Source organism: Gordonia humi (assembly GCF_014197435.1).
In the GTDB taxonomy this organism is placed as follows: domain Bacteria; phylum Actinomycetota; class Actinomycetes; order Mycobacteriales; family Mycobacteriaceae; genus Gordonia; species Gordonia humi.
The window spans coordinates 2113412-2128413 of the sequence record NZ_JACIFP010000001.1 but is presented as its reverse complement, the minus strand read 5'-3'; the positions used below and the strand labels follow the sequence as shown (position 1 = coordinate 2128413).

The 15002-nt window shown below is 67.5% G+C and carries 13 protein-coding genes; 3 read left to right on the top strand and 10 right to left on the bottom strand.

All coding sequences use genetic code 11. The annotated features are described in order from the left end of the window. Position 1: 1 nt before the first annotated feature. The 6 genes from BKA16_RS09720 to BKA16_RS09695 are packed head-to-tail and all read right to left on the bottom strand — an operon-like array spanning position 2 to position 7572. The gene (locus BKA16_RS09720; protein ID WP_183370457.1) at positions 2–1240 is read right to left on the bottom strand and encodes an LLM class flavin-dependent oxidoreductase; all 1239 of its coding nucleotides are present in this window, start codon (positions 1238–1240) and stop codon (positions 2–4) included. A gap of 10 nt (positions 1241–1250) precedes the next feature. Further along, the gene (locus tag BKA16_RS09715; RefSeq protein ID WP_183370456.1) at positions 1251–2420 is read right to left on the bottom strand and encodes an acyl-CoA dehydrogenase family protein; all 1170 of its coding nucleotides are present in this window, start codon (positions 2418–2420) and stop codon (positions 1251–1253) included. Further along, positions 2411–4081: a dipeptide ABC transporter ATP-binding protein gene (locus BKA16_RS09710; RefSeq protein WP_183370455.1), complete on the bottom strand. Its 1671-nt coding sequence runs from the start codon at positions 4079–4081 to the stop codon at positions 2411–2413. Before BKA16_RS09710 ends, BKA16_RS09715 begins: the two co-directional genes overlap by 10 nt. Beyond that, on the bottom strand, positions 4078–4950 hold the full coding sequence (locus BKA16_RS09705) for an ABC transporter permease (protein ID WP_343067352.1): 873 nt from the start codon (positions 4948–4950) through the stop codon (positions 4078–4080). The genes BKA16_RS09710 and BKA16_RS09705 overlap by 4 nt, the downstream gene beginning before the upstream one ends. Then, positions 4947–5975 carry an ABC transporter permease gene (locus BKA16_RS09700; RefSeq protein ID WP_183370453.1) on the bottom strand — a complete coding sequence of 343 codons (1029 nt, stop codon included), beginning with the start codon at positions 5973–5975 and terminating at the stop codon, positions 4947–4949. The genes BKA16_RS09705 and BKA16_RS09700 overlap by 4 nt, the downstream gene beginning before the upstream one ends. Before the next feature lies 1 nt (position 5976). Beyond that, entirely contained in the window at positions 5977–7572 is a 1596-nt protein-coding gene (locus tag BKA16_RS09695) for an ABC transporter substrate-binding protein (protein ID WP_343067351.1), read from the bottom strand. 491 nt (positions 7573–8063) lie between these two features. On the opposite strand from BKA16_RS09695, the gene BKA16_RS09690 reads away from it, so the two are divergent. The 3 genes from BKA16_RS09690 to BKA16_RS09680 are packed head-to-tail and all read left to right on the top strand — an operon-like array spanning position 8064 to position 11535. Beyond that, a complete protein-coding gene (locus BKA16_RS09690; RefSeq protein ID WP_183370451.1) occupies positions 8064–9164 on the top strand; it encodes an acyl-CoA dehydrogenase family protein in 1101 nt (366 codons plus the stop codon). A gap of 32 nt (positions 9165–9196) precedes the next feature. After that, positions 9197–10279 carry an LLM class flavin-dependent oxidoreductase gene (locus tag BKA16_RS09685; RefSeq protein WP_183370450.1) on the top strand — a complete coding sequence of 361 codons (1083 nt, stop codon included), beginning with the start codon at positions 9197–9199 and terminating at the stop codon, positions 10277–10279. Next, the gene (locus BKA16_RS09680) at positions 10276–11535 is read left to right on the top strand and encodes an MFS transporter (RefSeq protein ID WP_183370449.1); all 1260 of its coding nucleotides are present in this window, start codon (positions 10276–10278) and stop codon (positions 11533–11535) included. The genes BKA16_RS09685 and BKA16_RS09680 overlap by 4 nt, the downstream gene beginning before the upstream one ends. Positions 11536–11565: 30 nt before the next feature. Here the strand turns inward: BKA16_RS09680 and BKA16_RS09675 are convergent, their stop codons facing one another. Genes BKA16_RS09675 through eno form a run of 4 tightly spaced genes read right to left on the bottom strand, consistent with a single transcriptional unit; the run spans position 11566 to position 14951 of the window. Further along, positions 11566–12525, bottom strand: coding sequence for a Ppx/GppA phosphatase family protein (locus BKA16_RS09675; RefSeq protein ID WP_183370448.1), 960 nt, complete (start codon positions 12523–12525; stop codon positions 11566–11568). Continuing rightward, positions 12522–13037: a DUF501 domain-containing protein gene (locus tag BKA16_RS09670; protein ID WP_183370447.1), complete on the bottom strand. Its 516-nt coding sequence runs from the start codon at positions 13035–13037 to the stop codon at positions 12522–12524. The genes BKA16_RS09675 and BKA16_RS09670 overlap by 4 nt, the downstream gene beginning before the upstream one ends. After that, positions 13034–13660: an FtsB family cell division protein gene (locus tag BKA16_RS09665; protein WP_183370446.1), complete on the bottom strand. Its 627-nt coding sequence runs from the start codon at positions 13658–13660 to the stop codon at positions 13034–13036. The genes BKA16_RS09670 and BKA16_RS09665 overlap by 4 nt, the downstream gene beginning before the upstream one ends. 13 nt (positions 13661–13673) lie before the next feature. After that, positions 13674–14951, bottom strand: a complete 1278-nt coding sequence (gene eno / locus BKA16_RS09660) for a phosphopyruvate hydratase (protein ID WP_183370445.1) — start codon at positions 14949–14951, stop codon at positions 13674–13676. Positions 14952–15002 lie beyond the last annotated feature (51 nt).

Below are 15002 nucleotides of genomic sequence, written 5' to 3'. Positions count from 1 at the left end.
GCTATCGCGCGCTCACGAGCAGATCCGGGTCCGCCTTGCGGACCGACGGAAGACCGAGCCCGAGGTGCCCGCGGAGGGTATCGGTCTCGTAGTCGGTGCGGAACAGGTCGCGCCGTTGCAACTCGGGCACCACGTGCTCCACGAAATCGTCGAATCCGGACGGCAGCACGTCGGGCATCACGTTGAAGCCGTCGGCGGCACCGGTCCGGAACCACAGTTCGATGTCGTCCGCGATCTGTTCGGGGGTACCGACGACGATGCGGTGTCCACCGCCCCCGGACAGTCTGGTGATCAGTTGCCGTACCGTCGGTCGCTCCGCGATGATGACGTCTCGGACAATGCGGTAGAACGACTGCGAACCACCCGCCGTATCCGGATCGTGCAGCAACGCGAGCGGTATCGGCTGGTCGTCGTCGAGTCCGTCGAGAGGGAACCCGAGCTGGCCCTCCAACCGGGCACGCGCATACGGTGTGGGCAGAAGCTCGTCCAGCAGCGCGCGGCGAGCCGCCGCTTCCGCTTCCGTCCCACCGATGACGGTGGACAGACCGGGAAGAACGACGAGGTCAGCGGGGTCGCGTCCGGCCTCTGCAGCGCCGGCGCGCAGTCCGGCCCGAAAGGCTCGGGCGTCGGCGACGTTCTGGTCCACGGAGAAGACGACCTCTCCGACCTGCGCGGCGAGACGCCGCCCGTCGCTGGACCCACCCGCCTGGACCACCACCGGGCGCCCCTGCGGGGACACGAGTTCGGTGCGGGTCGCCCATTGCGCGACGACCGACCGGACGACGTGCTCGGCCCGTCGGTAGCGCAGTGCGTGATCCGGCTCGCCGTCGCGACCGAAGTTGGCGGCAGCGGCCCCGCCCGCAGTCGTCACCACGTTCCAGCCGAAACGGCCGCCGCTCACATAGTCGAGGTCGCCGAGACGACGGGCGATCTCGTCGGGGTCGTTGTACGACGACGACAACGTCCCGATGAGGCCGATGTGCTCGGTTTGCGCGGCGATCCGTGCGAGGACGGTGCTCGGCTCCAGGCTGTTGCCGGTCCGATGCCTGATGTGCGGATCGAGCACCGGGCCGTCGGCGAGGAAGACGGCGTCCAGCCGGGCGGCTTCGGCTTTCGCGGCGATCGAGGTGTAATGCTCGACGCCGTAGCTGGCGACCGGGTCGGTTCCGGGGAACCGCCACGATCCGCCGAACACGCCTGCGTTGAGGATGTTCACGTTGAGATGGAGTCGATCTCTCACGGCGCGGTCCTTAGGGTTGTTGGTAGTACCCGGAGTTCGGGTAGACGTCGTTGACCAAGTGGTCGCCGACGATGCGGGGTTTGTAGACGACCGGGTTGTGTGATGCGAGGGTGCGCGCGTTCCGCCAGTGTCGGTCCAGACCGACACAGTTGCGCACGGCCGACGATCCGACGGCGTGGAACGCCGACGACGCCGCGTCCAGCACCGCGTCGACGATCGCGACCTGAGCGGTCGAGACCGTCAGATACGTCGCCGCGAATCCGCGTTCGTCGTCCGCGGCGTGCGCGTCCTCCAGTCGTTGTGCGACGTGGGTGAGGAGTGTCTCCGCGGTGAGGGCGCTCGCCTGGATTCGCCCCACCACGCCCAGCACCTCCGGGTCTTCGGCTGCCACCTGAGTGAGTCCGTGCAGGCTCGTCCGGGTGCGGCCGCGGACCAGTTCGACCGTGTCGGACACCAGATTGCGAGCTATCCCGACGAGATTCGCCAAGTGCACCACCTGAACGAACGAATCGAGGCCGCGGACCGCGTCGTCACCGCGTCCGATGTCACCCAAGTCCTCCACCGGCACGTCGGCCAGCACGGTTGTCCCGCTGCCGGTCTGTCGTTGGCCGATGCCGTCCCAGTCGTCGACGTGGGTGACGCCTGGATGCCGCGCGGGCAGCACCACGAACCGGCGTTCGGCGCCGTCGGCGACGGCCGCACGGATGTAGTCGGCGAACCGCGCCCCGGTCGAGTAGAACTTGGTCCCGGAGACGTACCGTCCGTCGACGGTTTCGCGGACGTGAGTCGACAGATCGCGCGTCGAGGCGCCGACCGTCGACGGCTCGGACTGCGCGTTGCCGAACACTGCGCCGTCGCCGATCGCGCTGGACCACCGGTCCCGGACTGCACAGTCGGACTCACGTCGCAGGATCTCGGTCGTAGTGAAATGCCCGCGCCAGATCTGCGGAATGTTCGAGTCCGCCTCCCCCGCCTCGGCGAGGAGCGCGAACAGCGTCGGAAGGTCCACGTCGTAGCCGCCGTACTCCACCGGCACGCGGAGTTTGCCGAATCCGGCTTCGCCAAGGGCGGCGACGAGACCGTACGGGTGCTCGCCGGTTCGATCGCGATCGGCGGCGCCGCGCGCGAGTTCGGCGAACACCGCTCGGAAGTCGTCGACGGGAACCTCGCTCATTGGCATGCCCCGACGGTGTGCAGGTCGCGCCCGGCGATCGCGTCGAGCAGCCGGATCGTGTAGTCCTCGCGGGGCGCGTCGAAGATCCGACCGACCGACCCCTGCTCGACGATGCGTCCGTTCTGCATCACGGCGACCTCGTCGGAGATCGCCGACACCACCGCCAAGTCGTGCGAGATGAACACGTAGGTCAGGCCGCGCTCGTCCTGTAGCGTCTGCAGAAGTTCGAGGATCTGCGCGGCTACAGACACGTCGAGCGCCGAGATCGGCTCATCGAGGATCAACACCGACGGATCGCCGACCAGGGCTCGTGCGATCGCTACACGCTGACGTTGGCCACCCGACAGCTCGCGAGGATGCCGGTCGATCAGGTCCGGCGACAGTGCGGCAGACTCGAGTGCGGCCGCGACGCGGTCCCGGTGTCTCTCCCGTCCGGGCCGTTCTCGGCCGTGACGCCAGAACCGGGCGGGCGCGAACGCCCGTAACGGCTCTTCGACGACGTCGAACACGTCGAAACGCGGATCGAAGGACGCGTACGGATTCTGATAGACGATCTGCACGGCGCGGCGCAGTGGACGGAAGTCGCGACGCGAGTACCCGGACGTCTCGCTGCCGAGCACACGCACACCGCCCGACGTCGGTCGGGTGAGTCCGGACAGGATGCGGGCCGTTGTCGACTTTCCGCTCCCCGACTCGCCGACGATCGAGAACGTCTGCCCGAACGAGACTCGGAAAGAGATTCCGTCGACGGCAGCGACGTCGCCGAACGTCTTGGTCAGCGCATCCACCTCGATCGCGGCGTCCGCGGACAGACTGTCGTCGAGCGATGCGATACGTGTCGGACGCCGCACCGACCGCGACCTCACGGCGTGCAGCAGCGACCTCGTGTACTCGTGTGCGGGCTCGGCGACGACCTGTGCCGTCGGCCCGGACTCGACGACCCGACCCGCCCGCATCACCGCAAGAGTGTCGGCGCGATCAGCGGCGACGCCGAGATCGTGGGTCACCAGGACGACCGCCGTCGACGAACGGATGCGGAGCTCGTCGATCAGATCGAGGACCTGCTTCTGCACAGTCGCGTCGAGCCCGGAGGTCGGCTCATCGGCGACGATGAGGTCCGGTTCGGCGATCACTGCGGCGGCGATCAGAACGCGTTGGCGCATCCCGCCGGACAGTTCGTGCGGATAACGCCGATAGACGGCTTCGACATCCCGGAACCCGACGGTCTCGAACACGTCCAGCACACGTGTGCGACGCTGGCCGGCGTCGAGGCCGGTGTGGAGGCGGAGCACGTCCTCGACCTGGTGTCCGACGCGTCGGAGGGGGTCGAGGGACACCGTGGGGTCCTGCGGGATGAGACTGAGTGTCGATCCGCGCACGGCCCGCCAGCTCTTCGCGTCGAGCGTCGTCAGATCCTGGCCGTCGAAGGTGATGTCGCCGCCGATCACTTCGCCGTTCTCGGGAAGAAGGCCCAGAATCGCGTGACCGGTCGTGGTCTTTCCCGAACCGGACTCGCCGACCAGCGCCAGCACTTCGCCGGGGCGCACGTCGAAGTCGACGCCGTGGACCACCGGCAGCGCTCGGCCGGCGAGCGCTGAGCGGCCGGATTCGCCCGTGCGATAGCCGACCTGCAGACCACGGACGGACAGGAGAGGAGTGTCGCTCATGATGTGCTCCGGTTCTGAAAGTGACGAGAGACCTGGTTGGCGGCGAGTACGACGACTGAGATCGTCACCGCCGGGAAGAGGATCAGCCATTCGCGGGTGGCGATGTACTTGCGTCCGTCGGACACCATCAGCCCCCATTCCGGGTCTGGCGGTTGAGCTCCGAGCCCGAGGAAGCTCAGCGAGGCGATCCAGATGATCGCGATTCCGAACTGCACCGTGACGAGGGCGGCGGTCGGACCGATGGAGTTGGGAATCACGTGCCGACGCAGAATCGACCACGTCGATGCTCCACTGGTGACGGCTGCCTCCACGTAGCTGCTGACGCGCACGCTGAGGATCTCCGATCGGATCAGCCGGGCGAAAGTCGCCGCCGACGTCAGACCGACCGCGAAGGCCGCGGGTACCAGTCCCGCGTCATCGGTCCCCGCCGTGTAGATGACCACGATCGCGATCGCCAGCAGGAAGCTCGGAATCGACAGCACGACGTCGATTGCGCGCATCACCGTGTTGTCGACGAATCCGCCGAACCAGCCGGCGACGGTGCCGAGCGCGGACCCGACCACCACACCGACGGCGACCGCCAGCGCCGCTCCCGCGAGAGACGCGCGGGCCCCGTACACGGTACGGGCGTATACGTCGCGCCCCAGCAGGTCGGTGCCGAACCAGTGCGCGCCGGACGGCGACTGCAGGCGCTGGCTCTGGTCGACACCGAGGGGGTCGTAACCCGTGAACAGCCCGGGCGCGATCGCCCACGCCACCGCCAGCAGCAGGACTGCCGAAGCTAGGGCGAACGCCCAGTTTCCGCGGAGCCGGCGCCCGATATCGGCGAGCCTGCCGGTGGCGGCTCCGTGCGTGGTGGAGATCGTCACGGCATGACCGCCTCGACAGGGAGGTCGGACGTTGAGGTGCGTCGACCTGTCGGACGTCGCGCCAGTACGCGCCATGCGGCGGAGACTCCGGCGGAGGTCGGTATCAGGATCCGCGAGTCGATGACCGGGTACACCAAATCGACGACGAGGTTGACCAACACGTAAGCGGCCGCCGCGACCAGCACGACGCCCTGCAGCACCGGCAGGTCCTGAGTGCTCACCGCGGACACCGTCAGCTGACCGATGCCCGGTCGAGCGAAGATCGCTTCGGTCACGACGGATCCCGCGATGAGCTCACCGACCGCGAGACCGAGGAGCGTCAACACCGGCAACGACGAATTGCGCAGCACGCCATGAGTGAACACGTACGGTTCGGCCGCACCGCGCGCGTAGAGGACGTGCACGAACGCCTGCTTGCGCGTCGCTTCGATCGACCGGCCGAACACCTGCGCGAGGGGAGCGGACACGAAGACGCCGAGGGTCACGGCCGGAGCGATGAGCGCGGTGAACGTACCGTCGTCGGCGGCCGGGATGACGAACAGTTTGAACGCGAAGACCTGCAGGATGACGATGCCTACGACGAAGGTGGGGACCGAGGCGAACAGTACCGGCACCGCGGTGGCCGCCGTGCGGATCCAACGACTCGACGCGTACTCACCGAGCAGAGCCAAGACGGCGGCGACGACGATGCCGACGACCAGCGCCGCGCCGGCGAGTGCCGCCGTGCTCGGCAGCACTTCGGCGATCAGGTCGATCACCGGACGGCCGTTGGTGATCGAGAAGCCGAGATCACCGTGCGCCAACGCGCCGAGGCCGTGCAGGTACTGCTCGACGACCGGCCGATCCAGACCGTAGTACTCGAGCAGTGCGCGCGCGGACTCCGGCGACATCTGTGCCTCCGGACTCTGGATCTTGTTGGTCACCGCGTCGCCGGGCAGCGCACTGAGCAGAACGAACGACAAGGTATACGCGGCGAAGAGGACGAGGATCGCGGCGGCCGCCCGCCGTAGGACGTAGGCGCGCATGTCAGTTGCCTCCCGAGGTGAGCCAGGTGTCGTAGAACCACGAGCGCGCGGTCGACTCGGTACCGAATCCGTGAACGCTCGGCGCCAGGGCGAACACCTGGGTCTCGTCGTACAACGGAATCGAATAGCCCTGCTCGAAGATGTACGTTTCGAGGTCAGCGATCCGGCTCTTCCGCTCGGCCGGATCCCGCTCGGCGGCCTGCGCCGCGATCAGCGAGTCGAGTTTCGCATCCGGGACCGGGTTCTTCAACGAATTCTGCTGGTCAGAGCCGTAGGTGATCGCTAGGACGCCCGGCTCAGCCGTCGAGTTCTGTCCCTGCGTCAGATACCAGTTCTTGCCTGTCGCGAGCTGCGACTCGTACTCGGTGAGCGAGGGACTGGTGAGCGTGATCTCGACCCCGGCCTTCCGCCACTGCGACTGCAGCACCTCGAGCACAGACTGCGACACCTGGTAGTACGGCGCGACGCGCAGCGGGAGGGAGAGTCGTTGGCCGTTCTTCGAACGGATTCCGTCGGAGCCGACCTTCCAGCCCGCCTCATCGAGCAGGTCCTTGGCCTTGTCCAGGTCGTAGCCGAGGAATCGGCTCGAGTCGGCGCGCAACGGAGTGCCCTTGACGAGCGCGCTCGTCGGAATCGGATAGCTCGGTGACAGCGCCGTCTCGTTGATCGCCTTGCGATCGGTCGCAGCCTGCAGCGCGAGCCTCACTTGCTTGTCGCGAATCGGGGAGTCCTCATTAAGGGTCGCAGTGAGATCGTTGGTCTCGCCTTGGACTGGAACCGCGAGAATCTCGCCTCCACCCGCGGAGACCGTCTCCTCGTCGTAGGGCGCGATGTTCCGAGCGATCTGCGCGTCGCCCGTCGTCAGAGCACCGACGCGCGTTCCACCTTCGGCCACCGTTTTGAACACGACCTTGTCCAGGTACGCCTTGCCCTGGTGCGTCGACCCGCCGGGCGCCCAGTCGTAGTCGTCGCGACGCGTCAATGTCACTCCGTTGGTGCCGTCCACCGAATCCACGACGAAAGGTCCGGTGCCGACCCAGTTCTTGAGGTCGCTCTGTCCGTTGAGGTCGCGGTCGAGGAACGAATTGGCGAGAATGGAACTCGCCCGATAGTTCGAGAAGAGCTGAAGGAACGCCGCATTCGGCTCGGTCAGTCGCACGACAACGGTCTTCGCATCGGGAGTGTCCGTGCCCGCGTAATTCAGCCAGAACGGATCCTTGGTGATTCCTCGGTTCTCGTCGCCTATTCCGTGCTGGTCGAAGTTGCGTTTGACCACTGCGGAATCGAGTGGCGTCCCGTCGCTGAAAGTCACGCCGTCCTTCAGGGTGAAGGTGTACGAGAGTCCGTCGTCGGATGTCGTCCAGGACTCGGCGAGCCACGGCTTGTATTCGCCGGTCTTCGGGTCTTGCCAGATCAGACGCTCAGCGATGTTGTTGGCGACCTGGCTGTTCGACCACAGCGAGTTCGTCGGCTTCCACGCGTCGTACTGCACGGGATCGTAAAAGGTGAGAGCACCGCCGTACGTGGGCGTGCCACCGTCATTCGAGTCCAGGCGTTGGCCGCACCCGGCCAGCGCCGCGATGACACTACCGGCCACAACGAGTGCAGCGCCATTCTTCCAGGCGTTCGATATCACGATCGTGTCCTTTCACATGCACACATACGAATAATCTCCGGGAACCAGATTTCCCACCGGGTTCATAGACGTTTCCTCCGACGAGAATCAGCGTTCTCGCCGGCAATTCGGAGACAGACTTCACTGCCGGTGGAATCGTGTCCTTCAGGGGCGAATGACCCGATTCGGTCTGCCGGACCAACAGATTTCCACTGAAGTCGAACACTATCCGCAGCCCTAGGCCGCCGCCCTCCTTCAAATCGCACAGAGTCTTACTCTCGATTTGGATTCACGACGCACAAAACGGTCGCGCGCGGTCGAGTCGTCCGAGTAGCTTTCGACGTCAGGCTCGCCGAGTCGTCCGCATAGGCGTGCCGACCCCCATCCGTCCGGTGCGTTCGGCGGTACTCGGTCGGCTCCCCTCGTCACCCCTCCCATGTCTCACGTGCAGCGTGAGGAAAGGACGTTGCCAGATGACTGCCGCGTTTGCGGACCACCGAACAGAGGGAGACGTCGACGACGACCACCCGTTCATCGGACGGGTGCAGCGATACGCCGACACTGTGCTGGCGCCGTCGGCACTGCACACCGACCGACACGGGGTACCCGCCGACCGCGTCGCGGACCTGTCCGACCTGGGCCTCCTCAATCATCTCGCACCATCTGCGTTCGGTGGTGCCGCTATCGGCCGCGCCACGGACCGCAGGATCCACGAGATCCTGTCTGAGGCCTGTCTGAACACGTGGCTGGTATGGACGCAGCACGCGCCCGTCGTCGCTCGGGTCGCAAAGGCCGCCGCGAGCGACCGCATCACGGGACCGTTGGTCATGGAGATCCTCTCCGGCCGACTGCTCCTCGGCGCCGCTCTGAGCGATGTACGGGGCTACCCAGACCGTCATGTGTCGGCTCGCCCGACGTCGGGCGGATGGATCTTGTCCGGCACCGTCTCGTGGGTGAGCGGATGGGGGCTGAGTTCTGCCCTGCTCGTCTCCGGCGTCCATGCTCAGACCGAACGCGTGGTGACCGCGATCGTGCCCGTCAGCGGTCGTATGACGGCGTCGCCGTTGGATCTGCACGCCGCGCACGGCAGTCGTACTGAGCGGGTCCGCATCGACGATGTCTTCGTTCCCGACGACAGTGTTCTCGACGTGGAACCGCTCGCCGACTGGAACGTCGTCGACCGCGCGTCGGCGAGCGATGCCCGGGCACACCATTTCGGGGTGGCGGCCGCGATCCTCCGCGAACTGTCCGACGAATCGAACCCGCGCGCCGTCGACGTCGCCGCCGTATGGCGGCCACGCCTGACCCGGCTCCGCGCCGCTGCGTACCGGCTCTCCGACGAGGCCGCGAGCCGAGGCGACATCGCGTACCGCGTCGCGGAGCGTCTGGCGACCAGGGTCGCGGTCGGCGAGGCGCTGGCCACTATCAGTCGAGCACTCGTCATCACACGTGCCGGCCGTGGGCTAGCTGCAGACGACACCGCACAACTCCACGCACGCAACGCACTGTTCGTCCTGGTCCAGGGCCAGCGCTCGGACATTCGGGACGCTCAGCTCGCCCAGCTCGCCCGCTGACCCCTTCCCGCCCCACGATCGGAGACTCACCGATGAGTTCACAGTTCCTCTGGTACATCCCCAACGAGGTCAGCCCCGGCCATCGCGGCGACGACGCCGTCGGCGACCACAACAGCCTCGAAGCCCTCTCCGCCCATGCCGTCGCGCTTGAAGACCATGGCTGGTCCGGCGCACTCATCGGCACCGGTTGGGGGCGACCCGACACGTTCACGGTCGCCGCATCGCTCGCCGCACGGACGACGACATTCCAACCGCTGGTCGCGATCCGCCCGGGATACTGGCGGCCGGCCAACTTCGCATCGGCCGCCGCCACCCTCGACCACCTCAGCGGCGGACGACTGCGCATCAACATCGTCTCGGGCAAGGACGATCTCGCCGCATACGGTGACGCCGACGCGGCCCAGGCGGACCGATACGACCGGACCCGCGAGTTCATCGAGCTGACCAGGAAGCTGTGGACGCAGGAGGACGTGACATACCGCGGCGAACATTTCGAGGTCGAGAACTCCACGGTGGTGCCCCGCATCGAACAGCGTGGTGATCGAGTGCACCCGACCATCTATTTCGGCGGCGCGTCCGCAGCTGCGGAGAAGGTCGCTGCACAGCAGGCCGACGTTCAGCTGTTCTGGGGAGAACCGCTCGACGATGTCGCCGAACGCATCGATCGGCTCAAGTCTTTGGAGGCGACCCAGTGCCGTGATCTACCGCCGCTCGAGTTCGGTCTTCGCGTCACCACTGTCGTACGGGACACGTCCGAGCAGGCCTGGGCCGATGCACAGGCGCGGGTCGCGGCGATGGCCGAGAACGCCGCCCGCTCCGACCGACCGGCACGGGTCGGGGACAACCCGCACCGCAGACGCGCCGTCGGGCAACAGCGGCTGTACGATCTCTCGGCGCGCGGCGACGTACTGGACGACAATCTGTACACCGCACCGGCCCGGGTCGGTGGCGGCGGTGCGGGCAGCACATGGATCGTCGGCTCGGCGGCCGAGGTCGCCAAGACGCTCAAGCGATACGAAGATCTGGGCATCTCTCATTTCGTTCTGTCCGACACCCCGTATCGCCGAGAGATCGAACGCCAGGGGCGGGATCTCCTACCACTCCTTAAAGGATGATCGCCCAGCTTCGACCACGCCCCTGGCGCACACCCGGCTCGCGGCAGCTCCTGGTCGCAGCGTTCTCGCTGACGAGCATGATCGGCTTCATCGCCATGATTCAGATCCTTCCGGTCGTCCTTGATCCGATGGCCGACGAACTCGGGGTGTCGCGGACCGCTGTCGCCGGCGCATCGACTGTGTCGACACTCGTCGGAGCCGCCGCCGCATTTCCGGTCGGAGTCGCACTCGATCGGCACGGCGGACGTGCGTTGATGACTGCGGGCTCGGTGATCGGAGCGGTCGGAGTGCTGCTGTGGTCGCACGCCGCGTCGCTCACCGTGGTCTACGGCGCTTTCGTGCTGATCGGAATGTCGATCGTGATGTCGACGTACGAGGCCGCGTTCGCGGTCATCGTCGTCGCTACCTCAGTGGAACATCGCGATCGCTCGATACTCGCGGTGACGATGATCGCCGGGCTCGGCACCTACGCGGTGTACCCGCTGATGGGGTGGCTGAATGCGACGCTCGGCTGGCGGTCGACACTGATCGTCCTGGCGGCGGTCATGCTCTCGGTGTCGGTGCCCGCGCATCTGTTCGCGCTTCCGAGCGGGGACGATCACCGGGCGCGCGTGCAGCATCGGCCGGGTTCGTCAGTGGGTGCCGCGGTGCGCAGCACCGACTTCTGGCTGGTACTGGTCGCCTTCGTCGCTCAGGCCGCGTCGGTGTCGGCGTTTCTCCTATTGGTCGTCACCTATCTGCGAGACGTCGGGCATTCCGAAGCGGTGGCCACGTCGATCCCGATCGCGATCGGCGTCCTCCAGGTCTTGTCCCGGTTGATGATCAGTGCGTTCGTCCGGGTTCTGTCCATGACGGTGGCGTCGGCGATCGCGTTCGCGATCCAGGGCGCCGGGTTGCTGCTGCTCCCCCTAGCAGGTCTGTCGATCCCGTTGACCCTGCTGTGTGTGGCCGCTGTCGGCTTGGGTCAGGGCATCGGGGTGATCGCCCGGCCGTCGATCGTCGCGGACTCCTTCGGCATAGCTCGATTCGCCAGTGTTCTCGCGATCATCTCAGTTCCGATCGCCTTAGCTCGCGCGAGTAGTCCGCTGGTCGGCGCCTGGCTCGGCGACTGGCGGTTCCTCGTCGTGTCGGGAGCGATCGCGCTCATCGGCGCGGGGGCGCTCCTGCCCCTCACACGGAGGCCTGGACCGTCCCGACGCACCGACTCCACATCGCCGGACCCCACCGTGCGCGAGCGCACCGTCCCCGCGGGCTGAACGTGAACGGAGTCGGCGGCCACTTCCGTGCTACTCGAGCAGCCCGAGCGCGATCCCGTCGAGGATGTCGTGTTCGGAGACGACCATCTCGGTGATGGCGGCGCGATCGGCGAAGTTGCGAGCCAACTCCTGCGTGACGAGTGCGCCGCCGCCGATCACGTCGGCTCGACCCGGATGCATCGGCCCCAGCGCCAGACGCTCCGCGCGGGTCATCGACACGATCTTCGAGCACAGCCTGTGCAGGTCGGCCAGCGGAATCCGCGACAGGTGGATCACGTCGGGATCGTAGTGGTCGAGTTCGGCGTGCAGCGCGGCGAACGTCGTGAGCGTTCCCGCAACGCCCACCCACGTCCGCGCGGCCGAGACGTCCACGGCGGCGAACGCCTTCGCCAGCTCCTGCCGGGCATAGCCGACGGCGGCGTCGACCTCGTCGAGGGTCGGCGGATCGGACGCCAGAGCACGCTCGGTCAGACGGACGCAGCCGATGTTCGTCGAATAGGCACCGGCGACGACGGCGTCCCCGCCGCTCACCGATCCGACGACCACCTCGGTGCTGCCACCGCCCAGATCGGTGACGACGAACGGTCCGTCGGCGGGGTCGAGGTCGCCGACCGCGCCGCGGAACGACAGGCGGGCCTCCTCCTCGCCGGAGATCACCTCGGCGACGGCGCCCGGCTGCACCTCCCCCAGCAGACCGGCGGTCATCGCGAAGAACTCGTCGCGGTTGCCGGCGTCACGGGTCGCCGACGTCGCGACCATCCGAACACGGTCGACGCTCGCATCGATCATGTCGTCGACGTAGTCGGCCAGCGCGGCACGCACACGTTCGATGGCCTCCGGCGCGAACTCGCCGGTCGCATCGACCCCCTGCCCCAGACGGACCACCTGCATGTCGCGGGCCACGTCGACGAGTGAGCCGTCGTCGGCGGGCTCGGCGATGAGCAGGCGAATCGAGTTGGTGCCGCAGTCGACGGCGGCGACGCGGGTCATTCGGCGGAGTCCGGCAGCGCGGGCCAGTCGGCGGGCACCGCGACGCCGCGCAGCTTCTCCACATCGGCGAGCATCGCGACGGCCTCGTCGCCGAGCGGGTTGACGCCCGGCCCCTTGGCCAGCGAGTGCGCGACCAGGACGTGCAGGCACTTCACCCGGTCGGGCATGCCGCCCCCGGTGAAGTCGGTGCCCAGCGACTCGATCTCGTCGCGTTCGGCGAGATAGCTCCGGTGCGCACTCAGATATCCTGCGGCGAGTTCATCGTCGTCGGCCAGACGTGCCTGCATCTCGCGCATCACGCCGCCGGACTCGAGACGGCTGCACGCGCCGGTCAGCCGTTGGTCGGTCAGATAGTAGAGCGTCGGAAACGGGGTGCCGTCGGGCAGCCGCGGCGCGGTCTTCACCACCGCCGGCTCACCGTCCGGGGTCCGGTAACTCACTTCAAGAACGCCGCGCGGCGTCCGTCCGAGCTGTCGCTCGACGGCCGCGAGGTCGTTGTCGGAAACGCTCACTTGCCCTCCGGCGGTGTGGACACCGCATCCCACATGTTCTGGTACCACGGATTGGATTCGCGCTCGCGTTCGGCGCGTTCCGCGGCTTCCTGCTGTTCTCTGCTCGGCGCGATGACGATCACCTGACGTTCCCCGCGTTTGACCATCTGCAACCGCTTACGTGCCTGCGCCTCGATGTACGCCGGGTCGTTCTGCTCGACCACCTTGCGCTCGTATTCGGCGACTTCCGCCTGCAATGCGGCGTTCTCGGCCCGCAACTCGTTGAACTCGCTGCGCTGCGAGAGATACGTTCGGACGGGGACGGCCAGCGTCAGCGCGAGGAAGACGACGACCAGGGTGATCACCGCGGCGCGCTTCGGATCGACGCGCCCCAGCCTCGACACGATGCCCGGCCTGCTCCCCCGAGTGCCGCCGCGACCGCGCGTCGACCGGCGATACGGTTGGGCCTCCTCGACGGGCGGGCGCGACGGATTCTCCGAGACGGCGTCGGCGAGCGCTCCGAGATCGTCGTCGTGCTGGTCTCGACTCCGGACGCGGCGGGTGGTCGGACGCGCCCGGCCGGGCCGGTCGGCCCGTCGGGTGGTCCGGCCCCGGTTGCCGCGTCCGGAAGTCGATTCAGCCATTCGTGCCGACCGCTCAGGCCTCGAAGCGCGGGAACGCCAGGTCGCCGGCGTACCGGGCGGCGTCGCCGAGTCCCTCTTCGATGCGCAGGAGCTGGTTGTACTTGGCGACGCGCTCCGACCGGGCCGGCGCACCGGTCTTGATCTGGCCGCTGCTGCACGCGACGGCCAGATCGGCGATGGTGGTGTCCTCGGTCTCGCCCGAGCGATGGCTCATCATCGTCTTGTAGCCCGCGTTGTGGGCCAGCGCGACAGCGTCGAGCGTCTCGGTCAGCGTGCCGATCTGGTTGACCTTCACCAGCAGCGCGTTCGCGATGCCCTTGGTGATGCCCTCTTCCAGGCGCTCCGGGTTGGTGACGAACAGGTCGTCGCCGACGAGCTGCACCTTGTCGCCGATGGCCTCGGTGAGCGCGGCCCAACCGGTCCAATCGTCCTCGGCCAGTCCGTCCTCGATCGAGACGATCGGGTAGTCGGCGACGAGCTTGCGGTAGAACTCGATCATCTGGTCGGCGGTCTGCGCCGATCCCGAGAACTGGTACGCACCGTCGCGGAAGAACTCGGTCGAGGCCGAGTCGAGAGCGACGACGACGTCGCTGCCGAACTTCAGACCGGCGTTGCCGACGGCGGTGGCGATGACGTCGAGGGCGGCCTCGGTGTTCGGCAGGTCGGGGGCGAAACCGCCCTCGTCGCCGAGCGCGGTGCTCATGCCCTGCTTGTGCAGCACCGACTTGAGTGCGTGGTACACCTCGGCGCCCCAGCGCAGCGACTCCTTGAACGTGGGAGCACCGATCGGCGCGATCATGAACTCCTGGAAGTCGATGCCGTTGTCGGCGTGCGCGCCGCCGTTGATGATGTTCATCATCGGGACCGGCAGGATGTGCGCGTTGGGTCCGCCGACGTAACGGAACAGCGGCAGGCCTGCCGACTCGGCGGCCGCGCGTGCGACGGCCAGCGAGACGCCCAGCAGAGCATTCGCGCCCAGACGCGACTTACTCGGGGTGCCGTCCAGGTCCACCAGGGTCTGATCCAGGACACGCTGATCGTCGGCCTCGATGCCGATCACCTCGGGGGCGATGTCGCCGAGCACCGCCTCGACGGCCTTGGTGACGCCCTTGCCGAGGTACCGGTCACCGCCGTCACGCAGTTCGACGGCCTCGTGCTCACCGGTCGACGCACCCGACGGGACGGCCGCCCGCGAGAACGTGCCGTCGTCGAGGACGACCTCCACCTCGACGGTCGGGTTGCCTCGGGAGTCGAGGATCTCGCGCGCGCCGACCTGCTCGATAATTGCCACTTGTTCCAGCCCCATTCAGATGGTCGCGGGTGACGCCTGGACAGACGTCGT

Coding starts and splice junctions, on each gene's coding strand:
- BKA16_RS09685 (WP_183370450.1), top strand. CDS start 9,197: ATGAGTTCACAGTTCCTCTGGTACATCCCCAACGAGGTCAGCCCCGGC.
- BKA16_RS09710 (WP_183370455.1), bottom strand. CDS start 4,081: ATGAGCGACACTCCTCTCCTGTCCGTCCGTGGTCTGCAGGTCGGCTAT.
- BKA16_RS09675 (WP_183370448.1), bottom strand. CDS start 12,525: ATGACCCGCGTCGCCGCCGTCGACTGCGGCACCAACTCGATTCGCCTG.
- BKA16_RS09700 (WP_183370453.1), bottom strand. CDS start 5,975: ATGCGCGCCTACGTCCTACGGCGGGCGGCCGCCGCGATCCTCGTCCTC.
- BKA16_RS09690 (WP_183370451.1), top strand. CDS start 8,064: ATGACTGCCGCGTTTGCGGACCACCGAACAGAGGGAGACGTCGACGAC.
- BKA16_RS09715 (WP_183370456.1), bottom strand. CDS start 2,420: ATGCCAATGAGCGAGGTTCCCGTCGACGACTTCCGAGCGGTGTTCGCC.
- BKA16_RS09665 (WP_183370446.1), bottom strand. CDS start 13,660: ATGGCTGAATCGACTTCCGGACGCGGCAACCGGGGCCGGACCACCCGA.
- BKA16_RS09680 (WP_183370449.1), top strand. CDS start 10,276: ATGATCGCCCAGCTTCGACCACGCCCCTGGCGCACACCCGGCTCGCGG.